Here is a 21,334-nt window from a genome sequence, read left to right as displayed (position 1 = left end):
TCATGAAACTCCGTCCAATTTGCCTGGCGATTGGCGGCTGCCTGAGTGCGGTCGCCGGCCTGGAGCCTTTGCATGCACAGCAGCTGACGATACAGCGTCCGCTGCTGGAGTGGGCCAGCGAAGTGCAGGTGGCGACGCCTGTCGTCGCCGCGCCCCAGCCCGTTGCAGCGGCCGCTCCGGCGCCCGTCCTGCGCGCCAGCCAGCCGGTTGTTGCTGCGCCTGCGCCGCAGGTCCATGTTGCCGCTCCAGCGCCAGCCCGCACCGTCGCGGTGACGGCGCAGAAAAAACCTGCGCCGCTGGAACCGATGCGCATGGCTGAAAATGTTTCTGCCCTGCCGTTGCCGGTACGGCCAGCCGCCGCGCCGGCAGTCATGGCGCCGACGCTGGTGACCCTGATTCCCGCCAGCGCGCCGCCGGAAAAGAGTTCCGCTCGTGCCGCATTGGGTAAAAACAAGCCAGTGCCGCTGCCCGCACCGGTTACACCGCCAGCCCCGACCGTGGCGGCCGCTCCGGCGCCGGCACGGCAGGTCGCTACACCGGTAGTAGCAACACCGTCGATTTCTCCACCGGTGCCCGAAACGCCGCCAGCGCCGTCTTTCGTGACGCTGATCCCGGCCGCCCCGCCGTCGGCAGCATCTATCAAGGCAGCCCAAGCAGCCCAGAAAGCCCAGGCGGCGAGGGATGCTCAAGCAGCGAAGCAAGCCGAAATGGCAAAGCAAGCCGAAATGGCGAAGCAAGCCGAATTGGCGAAGCAAGCCGAATTGGCGAAGCAAGCCGAATTGGCGAAGCAAGCCGAATTGGCGAAGCAAGCCGAATTGGCGAAGCAAGCCGAATTGGCGAAGCAAGCTGAATTGGCAAAGCAAGCTGAATTGGCAAAGCAAGCTGAATTGGCAAAGCAAGCTGAATTGGCAAAGCAAGCTGAATTGGCAAAGCAAGCTGAATTGGCAAAGCAAGCTGAATTGGCAAAGCAAGCTGAATTGGCAAAGCAAGCTGAATTGGCAAAGCAAGCTGAATTGGCAAAGCAAGCTGAATTGGCAAAGCAAGCTGAAATGGCAAAGCAAGCTGAAATGGCAAAGCAAGCTGAAATGGCAAAGCAAGCTGAAATGGCGAAGCAAGCCGAATTGGCGAAGCAAGCCGAATTGGCGAAGCAAGCCGAATTGGCAAAGCAAGCCGAAATGGCAAAGCAAGCCGAAATGGCAAAGCAAGCCGAATTGGCGAAGCAGGCAAAGCACGCTGAAACAGTAAAGCAAGCTGAAATGGCGAAGCAAGCTGCATTGGACGAGCAGGCTGAAGCCGCGACGCTGGCTCTGGCAACGAAAGCAGCCCAAATGGCGCCTGCGCCGTCGAAGCCGGCTGGCCGTGCGCCGCTCAACCTGACGATGCCGTCGCGCCTGGCGTCAGGCAACGACGAAGATCTCACGATGCATACTGCAAGCGCAAGCCCGGCTGCCGTGACAGGCAAACCTATGCCGGTCAAACCCTTGAATGCGACGCAGACCAAGGTCGCCGATGCAGCCAGCTCGCGCTTTTCGCAATGGCTGACGGCTGCTGGCGATACCGACAATGAAAAACTGGTGCCGACCATGAACGAAGCCGGCTTGCGCCAGGTGATGTACCGCGCAGTCGAACAGGCGGCGCAGAACAGCCCGCTGGTGCGCCAGGCTTATGCAGAATACGAAGCCGCGCTGGCCGACGTCGACGAGACCAAGGGACAGCGCTGGCCGCAATTGAATGTCGGCACCAATTCCAAGGCAGTCGCGCTTGGCGGCGGCAGCGCCAACAACGACAACAGCAGCGCTGGCGTCAACCTGAGCCTGACTACCACGGTATTCGACTGGGGCCAGAACAAGAAAACCATCGCCAGCCGCGAACAGCTGGCCGTGGCTACGCGCCAGCGCTACGAGGCGGAGCTTGAGAATTCGGCGTTCACGGTGGCCAGCAACCTGACCGAACTGGCGAAAAACCGCCTGACCGTCGACATCAGCCAGCAATACGTGGAGCGCATGGGCATGCTGGTCAGCATGCTCAAGGAAATCGTCGAGGTCGACCGCGGCCGCGGCAGCGAACTGACCCAGGCCAAGGCGCGCCTGCTGCAGGCGGAATCGAACCGCGACAGCGTGGCGGCCAAGGTGCAGGAATTCGAACTGAACATCCGCAAGCTGATCGGCGATGCGCCTATCCCGGCGCTGCCGGGCCGCGTGTGGCCGCTGCAGCCGGCTAATTTGCCTGCCATGCTGGCGACCATCAACGACCATCCGTCGATCAAGCAGGCCGAAGCCGAAGCCGATGCCGCCGACCTCAATGTTGACGCTATCAAGGCTTCGTCCAAGCCGGCCCTGAACTGGGTGGTCAACAAGAGCACAGCGCGCGATACGCTGGGACGCGAGCAGCCGGTGCAGACCATGCTGTCGATCAACTGGGCCGCCTTCCGCGGCGGTTCGGGACGCGCGCAGCAGGCAGCAGCTTCGCAGCGCGCCGCCGCCAGCCGCGAAAAGAAAGGCCAGCAGCTGCTGGACCTGGAATACAAGGTGCGCAACGCCGACCAGAATGCCAGGACGTCGCTGCAACGCGCCGACCTGTATCACAACCTGACCGGCGAAACCGACGGCGTGCGCAAGGCCTTCTTCGAGCAGTGGTACCACCTTGGCAAACGCACTTTGCTCGACGTGCTGTCGGCCGAGAGCGACCACTACAACAACCGGGTCAGCGAGATCGCCAGCCGTTTCGACGGCTACCAGTCGATCTTGCAGGAATATACCGGCGCCGGCCAGCTGGCCAGCTGGCTGCGTGGACCGCAGCCTAAATGATGGGCGACGGTCCAGCGCGCGGCGTAACGTCCGCGTGGGCACAGGTGCCCACCCTACGGGCAATGAACGAAATCGTAGGGTGGGCAAGGTTTTCTTGCCCACGCGGTGCGCGGCGCATGATTTATGCAAAAACGAATAGTTGTATCAACTGATTTCCGGAGATAAGAATGCGATCCAGGCCATCGATGAAGTTTTCCATGAACAAGATCATCTGCCTTGCCCTGCTCGGGCTGGCGCCGTTAAGCGGCGCCGCCCTGGCGGCAGGCGCGATGCCGGCCATGGCGGCCGCCAACGGCGTGCCTGCCGCCAGCCCCGGTTCGCTGGCTGAACTCAAGCAGAGATTGAATAACAAGTCGGTGCGCGAGCTGCGCACCAGCTACAGCGGCGAATACGGCACGACGCTGCTGATGGCCGACAACGCCCCGGTGTTTTACGTGGCGCTGCTGAACCAGAAAAGTTTGTGGCGGGTGCTGCGCTTCGACAACCTGGCGCTGGCCGAACGCAGCTACGTGCAATTGTCGCAGCGCAGCGCCGACTGGGCCGGCGAAGAAATCCGGCTGCAGGTCCTGAACGCGCAAAGCCAGGCGCTGGAGCGCTCGAAGCAGGAAAGCGAAGCGCGCCTGGCGGCCTTGAATACGGACATGCAAATCATGCAGAGCGAGCAGGCGCGCATCCAGCAAGGGCGGCAAGCGGCGCAGAGCCAGGCCAGGGCTTCGGAAATCGAACGCCGGGCGTACCAGATCCAGCTGGACCAGCTGCAGCGCAATATCCGCCAGCTGGAATCTCAGCTGTCGGGCGTGCATGGCCCGGCAAACTGAAGCAGTAACTGAAGCAGCTGCGGCAGTTCAGCCCAGGCGCTGGCGCAGGGCAGGCTGTATCCATTGCGAAAACGCCTGCTCGTCCATGGCTTCGGCATACCAGTCGCCGCTGCCCAGCTGGCATCCCAGGTGCAGCAGCACCTGGTTTTCCTGCCAGTTATGGACGCCGTCGATGATCACCTGGATCCCCAGCGACGCTGCGCTGGCAATCGCCGCGGTCATGGCAGCGCGGCAGTCTTCGTGATCGCGGCTTGGCCGGGTATGCCGCGCATCCAGCTTGAGTTGATCGAAAGGCAGCTCATGCAGGCGTTGCAGGGACGGCAGATTGGCTGGATCGGCCTGCAGCGTCAAGTGGCAGCCGGTAAGGCGCAGGCGCACCAGGTTTTCCATGGTCACCAGCGGCGCCTCGGCGAAATCGGCGGCGTTGACTTCCAGCGACAAGGAAGCCGGCGACAGGCGGTAGCGTTCCAGGTAGTCCTGCACCATGTCGGGCAGGCCGGCCGACTGCAGCTGCACATCTGCCAGCGGCACCGAGACGTTCAGCGTCAGGTCGCGCCGCTGCAGGGTGGAGATGAAGCGCAAGCCCTGTTCGGTGATATGCCGGTTGACGGTGTAGCGCTGGTCGGCGCTGAGCTGCGGCATGAACAGCGCGGGCGACAGCAGGCCGTGCAGCGGATGCTGCCAGCGGCACTGGATCTCGAAGCCGGTCATGTCCAGCGTGTGCAGGGCGTACTGCGGCTGGTAATAGGCGCTGAAGTCGCCCAGGAATACATGGCCGCCGAGGGCGTCGTGCAACTCCGGCGGTTCCAGGGCGGCGGGAGCGGCTGCGGCCGGCTGGCGCTGCAGCAGTTTGCCCAGCAGGGGCGTAGGTATCGGCTTGCCGATATCGCCCAGCACCGGCAAGCCCGATTGCGCGGCCAGGAACAGCACCGAGCGGCGCAGGCTTTCTTCGACTGCGCTGCAGATCAGGATCGCCGGCCGCAGGCGGTGCGCCGCCAGGCGCCGCAGGAATTCGATGCCGTCCATCTGCGACATGCGGATGTCGCAGATGACGACGTCGAGCTGTTCGAGGCGGTCGATCTGGGCCAGTGCGGCGGCGCCGTTGGCGGCTTCGCAGGTGTTGTGGTAGCCCAGCATGCCGAGCTGCAGCAGCATCGCCATGCGCTGGGCCGGATTGTCGTCCAGGACGAGGATAGATTGTTGTTGGTTCATCACGATGGTTATGGGTATTGACAGGTGGATTTCGATAAATCGATTGTCCGGCTGTTGCGGCAGAAACGATGTAGGGAGGCGCGATTCAGTGCGTCGGATTTTTCCTGAAATATTGTCGCTATGTCATGGTCCCCACAAGTTGCCGAATTGCATGTAGGATTTGTCTTAATCCGAGAGCAAGATAGCGGCGAGAGGGGTATGTTTTGTGTTCTTGTTTTCTTGATGGAGTAATGTGTGAGTAGAATTATGATTGTTGACGACCATCCAGTGATTTGCATGGCCGTGAGGGGCCTGCTGGAAGCGGCGGGCCATGAGATCGTGGCGGAAGCCAATAATGGAGTGGATGCGGTGCAGCTGGCGCGTGAACACAAGCCGGACATGATCGTGCTCGATATCAACATCCCGCGCCTGAACGGCCTGGAAGTGATTGCACGGCTGGAAGCGCTGGATTTCCCCAGCCGCATCTTGATCCTGACTTCGCAAAGCGCCCAGCACTTCGCTTACCGCTGCATGGAAGCCGGCGCCGCCGGTTTCATCAGCAAGCAGCAGCAGCTGGCCGAATTGCAGAATGCCACTTACGCCATCCTCGGCGGCTACCGCTATTTCCCGGACCTGGCGTTCCAGGGCAAGCGCAAGCGCGGCCTGCAGACTAGCGAAGACGAACTGATCGAGCGTCTCTCGGACCGCGAGCTGGACGTGCTGCAGCAACTGGCCAACGGCGTGCCGAGCAAGGATATCGCGGTCAGCATGCTGATCAGTCCGAAAACCGTGAGTACTTACAAGACACGCCTGCAGGAAAAACTGCATGCCCAGTCGCTGGTGGAGCTGATCGACATTGCGCGACGCAATGGCCTGGTCTGAAACCATGTTGTGCCGGCAGTTGCTCCGGTTTCTGCTCCGGATTCTGCTCCTATCCGTGCTGTATTGCAGCGCGACAGCGGTGCTGGCGCTGGATACCGATCCGGCAGCCGAGCGCTTGCAAATCATCGAGCGGCCGCTTGAACAGAACCTGGTTTTCAATTTATCCGGAGACGACTGGCGCTGGCTCGGCAAAAAACGCATGCTGCGGCTCGGCACGGTCGCCCCGGACCATCCGCCCTTCGATTTCAGCGACAGCCATCAGGATTTCGATGGCCTGACGGCAGACTATGTGGCGCTGCTGGCGAAGCAGATGGGACTGATCGTCGAAGTCGTGCGCTACCCGACGCGCGAGGCTGCCAACATGGCGCTGGCCAAGGGCAATATCGACATCTTGGGCAACACCATCCAGAGCGAGCTGGCCGGCCAGGATTTCGTCCTGTCGCGCCCGTATGCCGTCAACCGCACCGCGATCGTGCTGCCGATCGGCAAACATAACATCGCCAGCAAGCCTGGCGCCGCACTGCGCATGGCAGTCGTGCCCGGCTACCTGTCCGAGCAGGAGCTGCACAATCTTTATCCGCTGGCCACCTTCAAGCCCTATCCCGACGTCCGCAGGGCGATTCTGGGCGTGCTTCATAACGAGGCCGACATTTTCCTGGGCGACGCCATCGGCGCCAGCTTCCTGATCCACAAGGGTTATTTCAGCGTGCTGCGGACGGATGGCTTTGCGCCGGTGAGCAACCGCGACGTCGGCTTCGCCGTACAGAAACAGAACACAGTCTTGCTGCGGGTGCTTGACACCTTGCTCAAGGCGATTCCGGAATCGGTGCACCGCAGCATGCTGCAGCGCTGGGGAGTGGGCCTGGATTTCCGGATCACCGCGACGCCGCTGGTCTTGACCGACGCCGAGCGCAAGTGGATCGCCCAGCATCCGAAAGTCCGGGTGGCGGTCAACGGCTTGTTCGCGCCGCTGACCTTCTACACCCAAAGCGGCCAGTTCGACGGCCTGGTGTCGGATTACCTGCGCCTGATCGAATTGCGTACCGGCCTTGACTTCGAGGTGGTGCGCATCGATTCGATCCCGGACATGATCAATGCGGTACGTGAAGGCAAGGCGCACATGGTGGGCGCCCTACTGATGAGTCCCGAGCGCCAGGCCGACCTGGCGTTCGCCCAGCCCTTTCTGCTCAACAACCTGGTGCTGGTGGCGCGCAGCGACGACACGGCGATCACCGATCTGGCTCAGATGAACGGCAAAAAACTGGCGATCCAGGGCGGCAATCCCATGGTTCCGCAGCTGCGCAAGCAGTATCCCGGCATCGAGCTGGTGCTGGTAGACCAGGCGATATCGGCATTTGAAAAACTGGCGCAAGGGCAGGTGGACGGCACCATCCAGACCCAGATCGCCACCAGCTATTTTATCGAGGGGCCGTTCCGCGGCAAGCTGCGCATCGCGGCGCCGGTCGGCGAGGACATGGCGCGGCTGGCGATGGGCGTGCGGCGCAGCGAGCCGGAGCTGCGCGACATCCTCAACAAGGTGCTGCGCAGCATACCGCCCAACGACGCCATCATGCTGACCAACCGCTGGCGCGAGAAGAACGACGCCGAACCGAGTTCCTGGAATACCTATCGCTGGGAGATCTACCAGATCGCCGCCGGCGCCTTGCTGCTGATCCTGGCCAGCCTGTTCTGGATCGCCTATCTGCGCCGCCAGATCGCCAAACGCAAGCTGGCCGAGCGCGCGCTGGGCGACCAGCTCGCCTTCATGCGCGCCATGATCGACGACACGCCGCACCCGATCTATGTGCGCGACCTCAATGCCCGGCTGATCGAATGCAACCGCAGCTACCTGGAAGCCATGGGCGGCGAGCGCGACCAGGTGATCGGCAAGCTGTTGCCGGAATCGACCGTGTTTCCGCCGGAAACGGCGCAGGAATTCCATGCCATGTACCTGCAGACCATGCAGGATGGCATACCGGTGTTCGCCGACCGCGACATGGCGTTCGGCGAGCGCCATCTCAGGATCTATCACTGGACCTTGCCGTTCAAGGATACCCGTGGCAAGCCGGCCGGCCTGATCGGCGGCTGGATCGACATCTCCGAACGCGAACAGCTGATCGACGCGCTGCAGCTGGCCAAGGAAGAAGCGGACGAAGCCAGCCGCGCCAAATCGACTTTCCTGGCCACCATGAGCCACGAAATACGGACCCCGATGAACGCCATCATCGGCATGCTGGAGCTGGTCCTCAAGCGCGGCGAGAACGGCTTGTGGGACCGGCCTTCGATCAAGGTCGCCTACGATTCCGCCAAGACCCTGCTGGGCCTGATCGGCGACATCCTGGACATCGCCAAGATCGAATCCGGCAAGCTGGAGCTGGTGCCGGAACGCGCCAACCTGCGCGAGCTGGTGGAAGCCGTGGCACGCGTGTTCGACGGCCTGGCGCGGCAAAAGGGCTTGACCCTGCGCACTTTCATCGACGCCAATGCCGGCGTCGAGGTGCTGGTCGACCCGATGCGCTTCAAGCAGATCTTGTCCAACCTAGTCAGCAACGCCATCAAGTTCACGCAGGAAGGCGAGGTCACCATCCGCCTCGATGTGCAGGAGGAAAAGGACGGCCGCCTGGCGCTGCAGTTGCAGGTCAGCGATACCGGCTCCGGCATCCCGCAGGAAGAGCAGGCCAAGTTGTTCGCACCGTTTGTCCAGGCTAGCGCGACGCGTCCGCGTTCGGCCGAGAGCGGCACCGGCCTAGGGCTGGCCATCAGCCGCCGGCTGGCGCAGATGATGGGCGGCGATATCGCGCTGCAGAGCGAACTGGGAGTCGGCACCCAGATCCTGGTCAGATTTACCGTGGCCACCGTCGAACCGCTCGGCACGCAGCAGCAGCCGGCAACAGTTGTTGCGCCAAAGCTGGGCCGCCTGCGCGTGCTGGTGGCCGACGACAATGTCGCCAACCGCCTGGTGCTGTGCCAGCAGCTGCAGTATCTCGGACACGATGTCGAGTCGGCCGAAGATGGCCGGGAAGCGCTGCAGATCTGGCGCGCCGGCAGCTTCGACCTGGTCATGACGGATTGCAACATGCCGGTGATGAGCGGCTACCAGCTGGCGCGCGAAATCCGCAATGAAGCAGACACCCGGCACTGCGTGATCTGGGGCTATACCGCCAACGCCCAGCCGGAGGAAATACAGCGCTGCAAGGCGGCCGGCATGGACGATTGCCTGTTCAAGCCGATCGGGCTCGATGATTTGCAGAGGCGGCTGACGGTCGGCCTGCCGCACAATATCGTTGACGCCAAGCCGAAGCCGGCCGATTCGCTGTTCGACGCCAGTTCGCTGGAAGCCATGACGGGCGGCAATTTCGCCCTGGTCTCGAGGCTGGCGAAGGAGCTCATCAATTCCAACCGCAACGACAGCCTGCTGCTGATACAGCGCGTGACCGCCGCCGACTGGCTGGCGGCGGGCGATGTCGCCCATTCCATCAAGGGTGCTTCGACCATTGTCGGCGCCCAGGTGCTGTCGGAAGCCGCGGCGGAGCTGGAGAGCCTGTGCCGCGACGGCGCCGCCGACGGCGACCTGCGCCAGGCGGCATCGGTGGTGCTGGCCGAAATCACGCATCTGGAGCAGTCGCTGGAAAGTTGGTTGCTGGAAGAAGCGGGCGAAACCTGAGCGATCCGCGTGGGCAGAAAAACCTGCCCACCCTACGAGGAGTTTTATAAAGCGGTAGGGTGGGCACCCGTGCCCACGCGGATGTGCCACAGCAACGGTGAGCACAGGTACCAGAGTTTTTATAGGGTTTTTCCTACATCATTTGACGCCAAATCCGCTATCTACCCATTGCAAAGTCCCTCATCATCACACTGGTCTACAAAGAAAAACATGACCTCATGATGAACGACACACCTGAATACGAGATGAAGCTCAGCGACGCCCAATGGCAGATGCTGGAGCCGTTGCTGATCGGCCGTGCCGGCGACCCCGGCGTCAGCGCCAAGGACAATCGCAGGTTTATCGAAGCCTTGCTGTGGGTAGTGTTGAATCACGCTCCGTGGTCCAAGCTGCCGCCCCAGTTCGGCCGCTCGAGCACGGCTTACATGCGTTTCCGGCGCTGGAACGAATGCGATTTCTGGCGCCAGCTGGCCGGAAGCAAGGTCGGCGATGCCGGATTGCAAGGTATGCTGGACACCATCGTCATCTATGGCGACCTGTACACCAGCCGCCTCGAACAGCGCCTCAGCCGCAAGGCAAAAAAAGCATCGTACCGGGCGACGGCAGCAGCCGCCATACCGGCGCGTACGCCGGCATCGGACGAATCGACCTTGCACTGGGTCGCCTTGCTCGGCTCCTGACGCGTACGTGGCCCGGTTGTAAACAATTCACCGTCGCGGCCTTTGCGCCGGATCTGCTTGCGACATTCTGTCGCGGAAATTGCATGCACTTTATTCCACAATGACCGAATCCATTCATCCGTCAGCATCGCAGCTTACGCTGTCCACTGCTCTCAAACGTCACCTGGCATTGCTCGCAGCATGCAGCGTTGCCGGAGCGCTGGCAGCATATGGCACCTCTTACATGATCCCCAAGCAATGGCCTGCAACCCTGCTGTTCCAGGTCGGCCAGATTGGCTCCGGCGCAAACCTGCTGGTGGATCCGAACAATGTTGTCCAGCGCGTCAAGTTTCCCGGTTTTGTCAACCAAGTGCTGCAGGCCGAGCAACTGCCGACCGACGAATCGCTGGACCGGCGCAGCGCGCTGATCAAGAAAACGCTGGCGGCCTCTATCGCAAAGGGCGGAAACTTGCTGGAGATGAGCGTCAAAGGGTACTCGCCTGAGGAGGCAAAGGCGAATCTCCTGGCGGCGTTCCATATGCTGCAGGCTGAGCATGCGGAACTGCTGCTGCCGTCCGTAACCAGGCTGGAAAAGAACCTGGCTGACGCCAGGACGTCGCTGCAGAGGATCGAGGATGAGCATGTCGCTGTGCTGGAGCCGATAAAAAAGGTCAATAGTGCCGGCACCATAGAACGGAAGTTCTCGGAAAGCATCTTGCTGGCGTCCATGCTGAAATCCAACGAATCGGAGAGGCGCGTGTTTCGGGACCAGATCAACGGCCTGGACGAACAGCTCAGCCCCTACCGCACCTTCAATACCAAGTCAGTCGCCCCGGCATACGTGCCGCAGCATGCCGTCTATCCTAGGAAAAGCATCGCAGCGGCAATCGGATTGATTCTTGGTTTCATGCTGGCCGGCCTGTACGCGCTGGTGCGCGACAAGGAACTGCAAGGCGCGATTGCCAGAACGTTTCGGGAATAAACCTGAACCATTGCATTACGCAGCATTGCATCGACAGAGTCATCTGGGGTCGGAGTCAACTTTCGCGCTGTTTTATCGCGAAACTTGACTCCGACCCCACATGACGGATTCGGAGAAGAAAGGATGCATGACGCAGTTTTATTCTTTTAACGTTGAAGCATGTACTCCGTGGTCCGCTAAGTGGGGTCGGAGTGAAGTTTCTGCAAAAAGCGCGCAGAAAGTTCACTCCGACCCCAGTTAGCTGCGTTTGTTTGGCGCATCGTCTGTTGTCACGACGCCGCGTTCGCCGCGCGCACGTTGGGCCAGCATTGCTCGGAACAGGTTTTCCAGGTCGGTGGAAAAAATTTCTGGATTAAACAGTTTGGAAGCCTGCAAGGCATTTTCCAGAGTGCTGCGGCATTCCTGCAAGCGCAGGGGATCGCTGGCCAGCGCGATGGCCAGGTCAACATAGCTGCGCCGGTCGGCTGCAATCAATCCGTCCATCCCCAGGTTATGCAACAGGCTCGCGGCCATGCGGCTGACAAAGGTGCTGCCCGCCGCCGTCACCAGCGGCACGCCGGCGCGCAAGGCGTCGCTGGCGGTGGTGCCGGAGTTGTAGGGCATGGTGTCCAGCGCCAGGTCGGCCAGCGCCAGGCGCGACTGATGCTGCGCCAGCGGGCGCCGCGCCGCAAACACCAGGCGCTCGGGCGCCACGCCGCGCTGCTGCGCTTCGCGGCGCAGGTTGCTGCATGCTGCAGCGTTCATCGGCGCCAGCCATAACACGCTGTGCGGCACGGCGTTCAAGATCTGGCACCAGTCGTCCCACAGGCTTGGTGTGAGCTTGAAGCACTGGTTGAAACTGCAGAAGACAAAAGCATCGTTGGGCAATCCTTCCGACTGCCTGTCGGGCGGCGCTGCGATGGGCGCCAGCGCCTGGTTGGGCTGGTAGCAGTGCGGCATGAGGGCCAGCGATTCGCTGAAATCATCCGCATGTTCCGGCGGCGTGGCGACGGCGTCGCCGATCACATAGTCGGCCAGGCGCGGCTCGCCCAATGAACCGATATAACCCAGCCAGGATGCGATCACCGCCGCCGGCCGCCTTGCGGTGATACCGAGGCGGGCGAAGGTAGTGTATCCGGTCAGATCGACCAGGACGTCGATGCCGTCGTCCCTGATGCGATGGGCGGCGTCGCTGTCCGAGATGCTGCTGACATCGATGAAATGCTCGGCCGCCTGCCGGAGGGCCTTGCGCTGTGCATCTTCCACCACGGGGCCATAGGCATACAGGAAAACTTCGAAGTTTTCACGGTCATGGTGGGCTATGACGTCAGTGATCAGATGCGTCACCGGATGGTTGCGAAAATCGGCGGACAGGTAGCCCAGCCTGATGCGCCGTCCTGCGTAGGGCGAGACTGCGGATACCAGGGGGGGCTCGGCCAGTTCGCGCGCCAGATGCGAGCGCGCGAAGAGGCGCCCCGCTTCACGCTGCGAGGTTGCGGAAAATTCCGGCCAGGCCAGCATATGAAGAGGGCCGAACGCCTCGTCATCGCCGGCTGACATGCGTTGCACCAGGTCGGTCGGTTGCGGACCGTTCTGGTCGGACCAGTCGGCCAGTTGCCGGCGCCGCGAAATGACGTTCGCCATCAACCTGATGCTCTCTGGGTGCTGCCGCAGGGCTTCTTGATAATACGGTAGCGCCAGCTCAGGCTGCGATCCAGCCTCCTGGAACGCCGCCATATTGGTCAGCGCCGGGACAAAATGCGGCTCCAGTTCCAGCGCCTTGCGGTAATGGCGTTCGGCGTTTTCCCGGTCTTTCAGCTGCACATAGGTCAAGCCAAGATTGGTATGCGCGCGCGTATAGTCCGGACGGATCTGCAAGGCGCGCTGATAGCAGTCCACCGCCTCCTGGAAGCGCAGCGGATCATGGCCGTGCCTTAAGATATTGCCGAGATTGTTCCAGGCTTGCGCCTGCGCGGGATTCATCGCCAGCGTTTTGCGGTAGGCCGCTTCGGCTTCCTGCGACTTGTGCTGTGCGCCGAGGGTGAGCGCCAGATTGAAGTAAGCTTCCGAGTTGCCATTTTTCTTGACCGCTTCGCGCAGCGATATCTCCGCTGCCGCCAGATCGTCCTGCAGGTACTGGATCACGCCGACCAGCAAGATCACCCGGCCCGCCATCAGCGGCCGCGCCAGCAGGCGCTGGCAATCCTTGAGGGCGCTGTCGTAGTTGCCCTGCTGGTAGCTTTGCAGCGCACGGTTATAAAGGTTTTCGTCCGCCTGCTGGTGGGGAGAAAGCTTTTTTACTTGAGCGTGTCGATGTTTCATCAGGCAATCTCCACTCGCAGGCTGCCGGCAGCGAATTCATCGACCAGGAAAAACGGCAGGTTGAGACTCCATTGTCCATTGCGCACGAGGGCCGTGTAAGCCAGTTCCTGCGACTGTCCTTGCCGCCACAGCAGCAGCGTCTGCTGCGCGCCGTCGGCCAGCGTGCTGGCGCCGGTAATCTGCTGGTAGCTGGTGTTGCTGCCGACATGGAATTTATCGGTGTTCCAGCGGATCGGCGGGTGCGGTGGAAACGGCCGGGGGTTGTGGAAATCGAACAGTTCATCGTGGCACAGCACTGACTGGCGCACGGTGGGCCACAAGACTTCGCGCAGGAAGTACTGGTCGACAAAGCGCGCCGGCCCTTGGTAGCTGGCGATGTATTGCTGTATCAGCGGCGCGATCTCTGGAAACACGCCGTTGCTGCCGCCCCACATGCCGGCCAGCAGCAGTTCGGTATGGGTGAAGTAATCGCGCATGTGGTGGAACCAGCGTCCGCTGTCCAGCCACTCTTGCACCGCAGCCGGTTCGCGCTCGGACAGCAGGGAATCGGCGTCGCGCACCAGGAAGTGCCGCACCGAGGGATCGTCCATCACCAGGAAGCGCCACATTACCGGCGGCATGCCGGGGCCGAAGCTCATTTGCATTACCTGCGCGCCGGCCTGCTGCAGCCGCTGCTGCACGTGCTGCGGCACGCTGTCGTCGAGATAAATGCGGCAGCTCCAGCCGGGGAACAGCTCGCTAGCGGCCTGGATGTTGACTACCGCGCTCTCGCAATAACGCGGATTGGCGCCGTACAGGCTGTAGGCAATGATGTTTTGCTGCGGCTGGGAAGGATCGAACGCAGGCGGCTTGCCTGGCGGCAGCGGCCAGTGATGGCCTTGGCTGAATCGGGCGTCGGCCTCGGTCAATGAGCGCTTGCCGTAGCTGCGCAGTTCGTCGTTTTTCCCCAGCCAGCCGCAGACTTCCGCCAGGCCGTCGAGCCAGGTAGCCGACGCCTGCTGCCGCTGGGCGGGAGGGGCGTCGTGGATCTGCATGTAGACCTGGTAAGCCTGCTGGTAGGCGCCGGTGCGCATCAGGCACAGCGCGTAATCGCCGAGCACCGTCATGTTGCCTGGCACGATGGCCAGCGCCTGCTCCGCCAGGCTGCGGCCGGCGGCGTGGTCGCCATTGGCCAGCGCCATGCGGAAATCGATCGCCAGCTTTTGCAGGCGTGCTTGCATCTGTGCCGGCGGCGGATTGGCGCGCCGGGCCGGTATTCTGTTCTTTGCCATGTGTCTTCTTTCTGCGGATTGCTCCTCCGTGAAAACCAGCATGCGGTCGCTGCGAGTTCACCTGTCTGCTGCGTGCGAGGAGAGGGTTTGCGTCCGGTTGGAGAAGCACATTGCCGGCGCATTCAGTCAAGCCGTAATTATGAAGAAAGAATCGGGTGAAACTGACAAAGAAACGATGATAGGGATTTTTCCTACAGTATTTTAAGCCTTCTGCACCGACAGGTAACCGCGTGGGCACGGGGTGCCCACCCTACGGCGAATGAGGTGGGGGTAGGGTGGGCACCTTGTGCCCACGCGGAAATTGCCTTGTGATCTTTTAAGCCATCTCCTGCTTCAGGTGCTGTTTCATCCACTGCAACGCCGGACCGACCGGCGTATCGATGCGGTTGATCAGCGACATCTTGTAGTCCGAGCGGAAGCGGTCGACCAGGTCCAGGCGCACCAGCGTTCCCGCCTCCAGGTCGTTTGCCACCAGGTGCAGCGGCATCGAGCCCCAGCCCAGGCCGGCCAGCAGCAGCCGGTGCTTGGCGCCGAGGTCGGCCAATTTCCAGATGCGGGCGCCGTAGACGCCGAAGCTTTGTCCCTCGGTCAGGCGGCTGCGGTCGCTCAGGACCAGCTGGGTATGTTCGCGCGCTTCGGCGATGCGTATCTGCCCGCGTTGCGCCAGCGCATGGCTGGCGGCGGCCACGGGCACCAGCTGGATGCCGCCCAGGGCCTCGGTTTCGATCACATCCGGCCAGTTGCCGTTGGGGCCGCTGATGCCGAGGCAACATTCGCCCTCCATCACCAGTTTGAGGACGCCGCCCAGCGCCTCCATGGTCAGGTTCAGGGCCACGGTGGGGAACGCATGGGTAAAGGCCTGCAGCGCCGCGGTCAGTTTCTGGAACGGGAACATGACGTCGACCACCAGCGCGATCTCGGCTTCCAGGCCTTGCGCCATGCCCGCCGCATTGGCCGACAGCTGGCTCATCAGCAGGTCGAGCCGGCGCGCATCGGCCAGGATGGCGCGGCCCGCAGGGGTCAGCACCGGTCGCCGCTTGCTGCGTTCGAACACGGCAATGCCCAGTTCGCTTTCGAGGTTGGCGATGGTGTAGCTCACCACCGATTGGGCGCGGCCGAGGCGGATGGCGGCGGCCGAGAAGCTGCCGCTTTCGCAGACCGCAATGAAGGTGCGCAGCTGTTCCAGGGTAGGGGCGTTGCTCATGGATATCCAATAAATCGATATTAATGATTCATTTTATATGATTGTTTGGATAAGAATACGTTGTTATATTTGCACTTCATTATTCCATAAACATCGCCATAAGCATCGTATGAACATGCCTACCCGTCCAAACAGTTTGCGTTATACCAATACCGCCATTGCGCTGCATTGGCTGGTCGCCATCCTGATCGTCTGGGGTTTTGCCCTGGGCTGGATCATGACCGACATCCCTGGCATCACGCCGTCCAAGCTGAAATACTTTTCCTGGCATAAATGGATAGGCGTCACCGTGTTTGTCCTGGCCATGGTGCGCCTGGCCTGGCGCTTCACCCATGCGGCGCCGGCCATGAGCCAGGCCATGCACGCCTCGGAGAAGCTGGCCGCCCACGCCGCCCACTTCCTGCTGTACTGCCTGATGCTGGCCATCCCCGTCAGCGGCTATTTCTACACCGCGGCGGCCGGCATCCCGGTGGTCTACCTGGGCATCCTGCCGTTGCCGACGCTGATCGCTCCGGACCAGGCTGTCGCCGCAGTCCTGAAGACCGTGCATATCTGGATGAACTACGGCTTGCTGCTGATCGTGGGAGCGCATCTGCTGGGCGTCGTCAAGCACGAACTGCTGGACCGGCAGCCGCTGCTGGCGCGCATGCTTCCCGGCCGCAAATCGTCATCCTGAAAATCGCCATCGTAGACATGTAGGGTGGGCAAGGTTTTTTTGCCCACGCGGTATCGCCGACAGTCGCGTCACGCTACCTCCGCGTGGGCACAGGTGCCCACCCTACGAATGGAAAATGCAAGCAGCAATTATTTTGAAAGAAACCATATGAAACACCAACGCTTCAATCCGTTTTACTGCGCCATCGCCGCCGTGTTGTTGAGCGCGAGCGTATTGGCCGCAGCCGCCACCGCCGATGCCAAATCCAGCGTAGCGGTCGTGTTCAAGCAGCTCAACGTACCGGTCGAAGGCAAGTTCAAGCAAGTGCGCGCGGATGTCCAGTTCGATCCCGCCAACCTGGCAGCCGCCCGCGCCAGAATCGACATCGACGTCGCCAGCTTCGATATCGGCGCCGCCGAGTACAACAAGGAAGTCGCCGGCAAGGACTGGTTCAACGCCGCTGCTTACCCGACAGCGTCTTTCACATCAACGCAGATCAAGGCCAGCGGCGCTGGCTACAGCGTCGCCGGCAGCCTGAAAATCAAGGGAAAAACCAGCGATGTCGTGATCCCGGTGCAATACAGCAAGCAAGGCAGCGCTCAGGTATTTGACGGCGTGTTGCCGATCAAGCGCCTGCAGTTCGACGTCGGCAGCGGCGAGTGGAAAGACACCAGCCTGGTTGCCGATGAAGTCCAGATCAAGTTCCACCTCGTCGTACCTAGCAAATAATCATCTTATCCATAAGGACCATACAATGAAAAACCTCTATCTAGCCACTGCCGTCGCCGCCGCCGCTTTTTCAGGCTCTGCCTTTGCCGCTGCCGCCACTTATAACCTCGATCCCACCCATACCTATCCCAGCTTCGAGGTCGACCATGGCGGCATGTCGGTCTGGCGCGGCAAGTTCACCAAATCGAAGGGCGTGATCGTGCTCGACCGCGCCGCCAAGACCGGCACCATGGAAGTGCAGATCGACGCCGCCTCGATCAGCACCGGCAACGCCGCGCTCGACAAGCATGTGAGCTCGGCTGAAATCCTCGACACCGCAAAATTCCCCGGCGCCGTATATAAAGGCAAATCGATCCGCTTCAACGGCGAGCAGCCGGCTGAAGTCATCGGCACTTTCACCCTGCATGGCGTCACCAAGCCGCTCAACCTGAAGATCGACGCCTTCAAATGCGCCATGGATCCCATGCTCAAGCGCGAAGTCTGCGGCGCCAACGCCACCGCCGAATTCAACCGCGCCGATTTCGGCGTCGATTACGGCAAGTCGGAAGGTTTCAGCATGCTGACCAAGCTGCAGATCCAGGTCGAAGGCGTGAAGGCCGATTGATGTTGGGTGGGTACTCATGCCCAAGCGGAACCGCGCGTCCCGTATTCAAGGTAGGGTGGGCACCCCGTGCCCACGCGGAACCACGCGTCAGGTATCCAATTCAGCGTGGGCAGAAAAACCTGCCCACCCTACGTCCAATATACGCGGGCCGGCTGTTGTAGGGTGGGCACCTGTGCCCACGCAGTTCCTGACTATACTGCAATTACCTTCAGAATCGATCCGTCATTTCTGATTTTAAGAAATGGATGAAGATCGGTGATCCAAATAAAAAAAGCCTTCCCCAGAAACTGAGGAAGGCCAAACGGAGAGAGTAAATCTGAAACCATCGGTCCCTTTCCCATGATGGGAAAAGGACCGCGGCGGCTGTTACCAGGCGAACCCTGCGCCGGCGCCAAACGACACCGTGCCGCGCGTCGAAGCCGCGCCGCCGAAGCTCAGGGTACGGGTACCCTGGCCATACACACGCTGGTAACCCAGCGCCAGGGCCGACTGGCCGTTTTGGGCGCCGATGCCGACGCCGAGGCGGTTATTGCCCAGCAGGCCGGCGGTGCTCATCGCCATCTGCGCCTGGGCCGAGCTCATCGCGCCCATTTCGTCGACACGGGTGTCGAGGCGGTCGATACGGTCGTTGACGCCGGCAATCGCGCCGTCCAGCTGACGCTTGTTGACGGCATCGGTAGGCGCGGTGCCGTCGGCGACGTTGGTCAGCTGACGCTCGTTGCCGGCCGAACCGAAGGAGACGCTGTTGTCGCGGTCTGCGACAGATCCTTCACCAATGGCGACCGAATTGCTGCCGGTGGCCGACGAGTTGGCGCCCAGTGCAGTGCTGTTTTCACCGGTAGCCTTGGCGTTGGCGCCGTTGGCGGTGCTGTTGCTGCCGCTGGCAACCGAGTTGGCGCCGGTTGCCGTGCTGTTGCTGCCGGTGGCTGACGAGTTGGTGCCGGTGGCCGTGCTGTTGTCGCCCGAAGCAATCGCGCCGTTGCCGATCGCTGTCGCGTCCTTGCCGGAAGCAATCGCGCCGGTGCCGATCTGGCTGTTGCCATTTGCCGGGTTTGTGGTGCTATCGCCGCCGCCGATGGTGCCGTCCGCGATGCCCTGTTCAATCGCGTCCAGACGATCGCCTTGATTCGACACCTGGCCGTTCAAGCGGTCCAGTTGCGTTTGGAAATCGCCGATCGTACCGGTGGTCAGGTCCTGCAATTTCTGATCCCAATCCGCCTGCATCTGGAACAGCTGGCTGCCGTTGATGGCTTGCAAGCTGCCTGCAGCAATCAAACCGTTGGCCACGCCGTTCAAGCTGCGGGCGCCGTCCGTGCCGGTGAAGTCGACTGAAGTACCGCCAGTCGCGGCGGCGACGCTGATGTTGCTGGTCGCTGCATTTTGCTGCACCAGGCCGACGGTACCGTCGCCAATCGAGGTAGCCAGGTCAGATACGCGTTGATCGAAGTTGTTGACGACACCGCCGACGCCGGTGACGGTGCTGCCGTCCAGCAAGGTATAAGTCGGCATGGTGATGGTGCCGTCAGGATTGACAACCGAACCGCCGCCCAGTGCATCGGCGATACTGGCGCCGGTGGCTTTCAATTGGCCGAAGTTGGCGGCGTCGGTGTCGGCTGTGCCGGCAGCGAGGTTGATGATTTGGCGTTCGCCGCCGACAGTACCGATCGATACAACATTGGTACGTGTGCCAGTGGCCGAGTGAGCACCCAATGCTACCGAGTTAGCCGAACTGGCAGTGGCGGATGCACCGATAGCAACGGATTCTGACACGGACGCGTTTGCCGCACTACCCAAAGCCACAGCGTTGCTGACAGTAGCCGAGGCAGTGCCCCCTATGGCAATGGATCCTACGCCTGAGTGAGCGCCCCAACCAATTGCGGTTGAACCGCTAAGACCAACATTAGCGGTTCCCCCGTTAGCATGGGCGCCAGAACCAATCGCAATGTCGTTCTCTTGCCCCGTAATAATGGTGCCTCCACCACCAACATTAATCGCAATACCTGGACTGGCAGGAAAACTTGCATCAAAAGGAGTAATGGTCGAAGAGGAATGGCTTGATGTACCAGATACAGCTGGAATCCCACTGTTTTGGGCTGTACTGATCTCACACGTGCCTTCGGTATTGCGCATACCTTGGCTACCATCAGGCAAATTACAGACATCAGATGCACTTGCCATGCTAGCGCCTGCACCCAGCGCCAATACAGCTGCAGCGACGGCGTGGCGCACCGCACGGCTGGACTTGGTTTTACCTTTGGACTTGGTTAATTCAGAAACCGCGACATAAGCACCGCTGGCAGCTTGAAAAATGACACGAAACGATTGATTCATAAAACCTCCGATTAATAACAATGAACTGAACGAAAAAACTTTTGACGGACGGATTTTAGGTTTCAACGACGTGGATATCTGTCGGCGCAGTCCTGCCTATCTGTAGGAAAAATCTGTTAACGGGGTGTTTGCCGGGAGGAGTGTAAGGAATTGTGAAAGGCGTAATAATTTCGCAATTCTGGATGTTTCTTTGTGGTACAGACCTGCGTTTGAGCGACGCCCGAGAATCGTTCTCGCACGACCGGAGTCGTAGGGTGGGCACTCTGTGCCCACGCGGACGCTGCCATGGTGCGGTACCGCGTGGGCAAAAAAATCTTGCCCACCCTACGGCCGGACGCAAGCCAGGATGGCGCAGCTGGGAATAGTCGAGATCAGCGCCACTGGACGGCATGGCCGCCGGCTCTCATGGTGACCCGATCGCTGACACAGGACAGCAAGCTGTGGTTGCTTCCGGGGTACTTTGTTCCTACGGCAGCAATCCTCCATTGTGTAGAGGCGACACGAAATACCATTCAAGTAAAAGCTTACAAAATTATTATTTGAGGACTTTTCCTACATATCTCTCATCTTTCCCCTCCATCTTTTTTCCTTCACAAAAAATAAAATTCCCTGGCTCCTAAACAGGAGATTTCTTTAACCCACCAGGAATATATTGTGAAAAAAAATGCATTAATCGTCGCCCTGCTAGCAGCAGCCGGCTTCATCGCCACCCCGGCTTTCGCCGTGGACGGCACCATCACCATCACCGGTGAAATCAAAGGCCAGACCTGCACCGTCAGCGGCGGCCCTGGCACGGTAGGCACCGGCAGCGACTTCTCCGTTCAATTGCTGCCCGTGCAAACAACCGCACTGGCGGCTGCCGGCGCCGTAGCTGCCGCCAAGCCTTTCTCCATCATGCTGGGCGCTGACGCTGGCGCTACTTGCCCGGACGGCACCCGTGCCGCGATCCTGTTCGATACCACCAGCGCAGCGATCAATCCGGTAACCGGCAACCTGGCAAACCTGGCTACGGGAACCCCTGCGACCAACGTTGAAGTGCAAATCCTCGACAGCAACGCTGCCAATGCACCACTCAACCTGGCTACCGGCACTCCTTCAGCTGAAGTGACAGTGGCTGGCAACACTGCAGTGCTGCCATTCCAGGCGCAATACATCGCCGTCGGCGGTGCATCTACTGTCGGCCTGGTGGACACCAACGTTCGCTACACCGTGATTTTTCCTTAGATCAAACCGCTT

Annotated in this window: 15 protein-coding genes and 1 pseudogene; 10 read left to right on the top strand and 6 right to left on the bottom strand. The window is 61.1% G+C overall.

Annotated elements, in window-relative coordinates; all coding sequences use genetic code 11:
• Window positions 1–2: 2 nt before the first annotated feature.
• Both CFter6_RS26715 and CFter6_RS20860 read left to right on the top strand, forming a co-directional pair.
• A complete protein-coding gene (locus CFter6_RS26715; protein WP_261340451.1) occupies window positions 3–2,807 on the top strand; it encodes a TolC family protein in 2,805 nt (934 codons plus the stop codon).
• A 197-nt stretch (window positions 2,808–3,004) separates the two neighbouring features.
• Window positions 3,005–3,625, top strand: coding sequence for a DUF2968 domain-containing protein (locus tag CFter6_RS20860; protein WP_167351429.1), 621 nt, complete (start codon window positions 3,005–3,007; stop codon window positions 3,623–3,625).
• 27 nt (window positions 3,626–3,652) lie between these two features.
• On the opposite strand, the gene CFter6_RS20855 is transcribed toward CFter6_RS20860, so the two are convergent.
• A complete protein-coding gene (locus CFter6_RS20855; protein ID WP_061541547.1) occupies window positions 3,653–4,837 on the bottom strand; it encodes an EAL domain-containing response regulator in 1,185 nt (394 codons plus the stop codon).
• Between the two features lie 234 nt (window positions 4,838–5,071).
• On the opposite strand from CFter6_RS20855, the gene CFter6_RS20850 reads away from it, so the two are divergent.
• The 4 genes from CFter6_RS20850 (at window position 5,072) to CFter6_RS20835 (ending at window position 11,003) form a co-directional block, all read left to right on the top strand.
• Window positions 5,072–5,698, top strand: a complete 627-nt coding sequence (locus CFter6_RS20850) for a response regulator transcription factor (RefSeq protein ID WP_014007564.1) — start codon at window positions 5,072–5,074, stop codon at window positions 5,696–5,698.
• 55 nt (window positions 5,699–5,753) lie between these two features.
• Window positions 5,754–9,362: a transporter substrate-binding domain-containing protein gene (locus tag CFter6_RS20845; RefSeq protein ID WP_167351428.1), complete on the top strand. Its 3,609-nt coding sequence runs from the start codon at window positions 5,754–5,756 to the stop codon at window positions 9,360–9,362.
• A 218-nt stretch (window positions 9,363–9,580) separates the two neighbouring features.
• Window positions 9,581–10,042 (top strand): transposase, encoded by a 462-nt coding sequence (locus CFter6_RS20840; RefSeq protein ID WP_082814922.1) that lies wholly within the window; start codon window positions 9,581–9,583, stop codon window positions 10,040–10,042.
• 100 nt (window positions 10,043–10,142) lie between these two features.
• Window positions 10,143–11,003, top strand: coding sequence for a YveK family protein (locus tag CFter6_RS20835; protein ID WP_061541544.1), 861 nt, complete (start codon window positions 10,143–10,145; stop codon window positions 11,001–11,003).
• A 237-nt stretch (window positions 11,004–11,240) separates the two neighbouring features.
• Here CFter6_RS20835 and CFter6_RS20830 read toward each other — a convergent pair whose 3' ends face one another.
• The 3 genes from CFter6_RS20830 to CFter6_RS20815 form a co-directional block, all read right to left on the bottom strand.
• On the bottom strand, window positions 11,241–13,304 hold the full coding sequence (locus CFter6_RS20830) for an O-linked N-acetylglucosamine transferase, SPINDLY family protein (RefSeq protein WP_061541543.1): 2,064 nt from the start codon (window positions 13,302–13,304) through the stop codon (window positions 11,241–11,243).
• A complete protein-coding gene (locus CFter6_RS20825) occupies window positions 13,304–14,575 on the bottom strand; it encodes a tetratricopeptide repeat protein (protein WP_061541542.1) in 1,272 nt (423 codons plus the stop codon). The genes CFter6_RS20830 and CFter6_RS20825 overlap by 1 nt, the downstream gene beginning before the upstream one ends.
• A gap of 316 nt (window positions 14,576–14,891) precedes the next feature.
• Window positions 14,892–15,779, bottom strand: a complete 888-nt coding sequence (locus tag CFter6_RS20815; RefSeq protein ID WP_061541540.1) for a LysR family transcriptional regulator — start codon at window positions 15,777–15,779, stop codon at window positions 14,892–14,894.
• Between the two features lie 115 nt (window positions 15,780–15,894).
• On the opposite strand from CFter6_RS20815, the gene CFter6_RS20810 reads away from it, so the two are divergent.
• From CFter6_RS20810 to CFter6_RS20800, 3 genes are all read left to right on the top strand, one after another.
• Window positions 15,895–16,455, top strand: a complete 561-nt coding sequence (locus tag CFter6_RS20810; RefSeq protein WP_061542505.1) for a cytochrome b — start codon at window positions 15,895–15,897, stop codon at window positions 16,453–16,455.
• A 147-nt stretch (window positions 16,456–16,602) separates the two neighbouring features.
• Window positions 16,603–17,163, top strand: coding sequence for a YceI family protein (locus CFter6_RS20805; RefSeq protein ID WP_061541539.1), 561 nt, complete (start codon window positions 16,603–16,605; stop codon window positions 17,161–17,163).
• Between the two features lie 25 nt (window positions 17,164–17,188).
• On the top strand, window positions 17,189–17,767 hold the full coding sequence (locus CFter6_RS20800) for a YceI family protein (RefSeq protein WP_061541538.1): 579 nt from the start codon (window positions 17,189–17,191) through the stop codon (window positions 17,765–17,767).
• 366 nt (window positions 17,768–18,133) lie between these two features.
• On the opposite strand, the gene CFter6_RS20795 is transcribed toward CFter6_RS20800, so the two are convergent.
• Both CFter6_RS20795 and CFter6_RS26980 read right to left on the bottom strand, forming a co-directional pair.
• Window positions 18,134–19,537: a YadA family autotransporter adhesin gene (locus tag CFter6_RS20795; protein ID WP_236904435.1), complete on the bottom strand. Its 1,404-nt coding sequence runs from the start codon at window positions 19,535–19,537 to the stop codon at window positions 18,134–18,136.
• A 21-nt stretch (window positions 19,538–19,558) separates the two neighbouring features.
• Window positions 19,559–20,098 (bottom strand): annotated as a pseudogene (locus CFter6_RS26980) (ESPR domain-containing protein); the annotation flags it as partial.
• A gap of 654 nt (window positions 20,099–20,752) precedes the next feature.
• Here CFter6_RS26980 and CFter6_RS20790 point away from each other — a divergent pair.
• Window positions 20,753–21,322, top strand: coding sequence for a fimbrial protein (locus CFter6_RS20790; protein ID WP_061541536.1), 570 nt, complete (start codon window positions 20,753–20,755; stop codon window positions 21,320–21,322).
• Window positions 21,323–21,334 lie beyond the last annotated feature (12 nt).

This window comes from Collimonas fungivorans, assembly GCF_001584145.1.
Lineage (GTDB): Bacteria > Pseudomonadota > Gammaproteobacteria > Burkholderiales > Burkholderiaceae_D > Collimonas > Collimonas fungivorans.
Note: the sequence above shows the minus strand (reverse complement) of the source record. Positions and strands in the feature narration are given on the sequence as shown.

What these genes read in the sequence shown, in the direction of transcription:
- CFter6_RS26715 (WP_261340451.1), top strand. Translation starts at nt 3, where the DNA reads ATGAAACTCCGTCCAATTTGCCTGGCGATTGGCGGCTGCCTGAGTGCG.
- CFter6_RS20860 (WP_167351429.1), top strand. Translation starts at nt 3,005, where the DNA reads ATGAACAAGATCATCTGCCTTGCCCTGCTCGGGCTGGCGCCGTTAAGC.
- CFter6_RS20855 (WP_061541547.1), bottom strand. Translation starts at nt 4,837, where the DNA reads ATGAACCAACAACAATCTATCCTCGTCCTGGACGACAATCCGGCCCAG.
- CFter6_RS20840 (WP_082814922.1), top strand. Translation starts at nt 9,581, where the DNA reads ATGATGAACGACACACCTGAATACGAGATGAAGCTCAGCGACGCCCAA.
- CFter6_RS20835 (WP_061541544.1), top strand. Translation starts at nt 10,143, where the DNA reads ATGACCGAATCCATTCATCCGTCAGCATCGCAGCTTACGCTGTCCACT.
- CFter6_RS20830 (WP_061541543.1), bottom strand. Translation starts at nt 13,304, where the DNA reads ATGAAACATCGACACGCTCAAGTAAAAAAGCTTTCTCCCCACCAGCAG.
- CFter6_RS20825 (WP_061541542.1), bottom strand. Translation starts at nt 14,575, where the DNA reads ATGGCAAAGAACAGAATACCGGCCCGGCGCGCCAATCCGCCGCCGGCA.
- CFter6_RS20815 (WP_061541540.1), bottom strand. Translation starts at nt 15,779, where the DNA reads ATGAGCAACGCCCCTACCCTGGAACAGCTGCGCACCTTCATTGCGGTC.
- CFter6_RS20810 (WP_061542505.1), top strand. Translation starts at nt 15,895, where the DNA reads ATGCCTACCCGTCCAAACAGTTTGCGTTATACCAATACCGCCATTGCG.
- CFter6_RS20805 (WP_061541539.1), top strand. Translation starts at nt 16,603, where the DNA reads ATGAAACACCAACGCTTCAATCCGTTTTACTGCGCCATCGCCGCCGTG.
- CFter6_RS20800 (WP_061541538.1), top strand. Translation starts at nt 17,189, where the DNA reads ATGAAAAACCTCTATCTAGCCACTGCCGTCGCCGCCGCCGCTTTTTCA.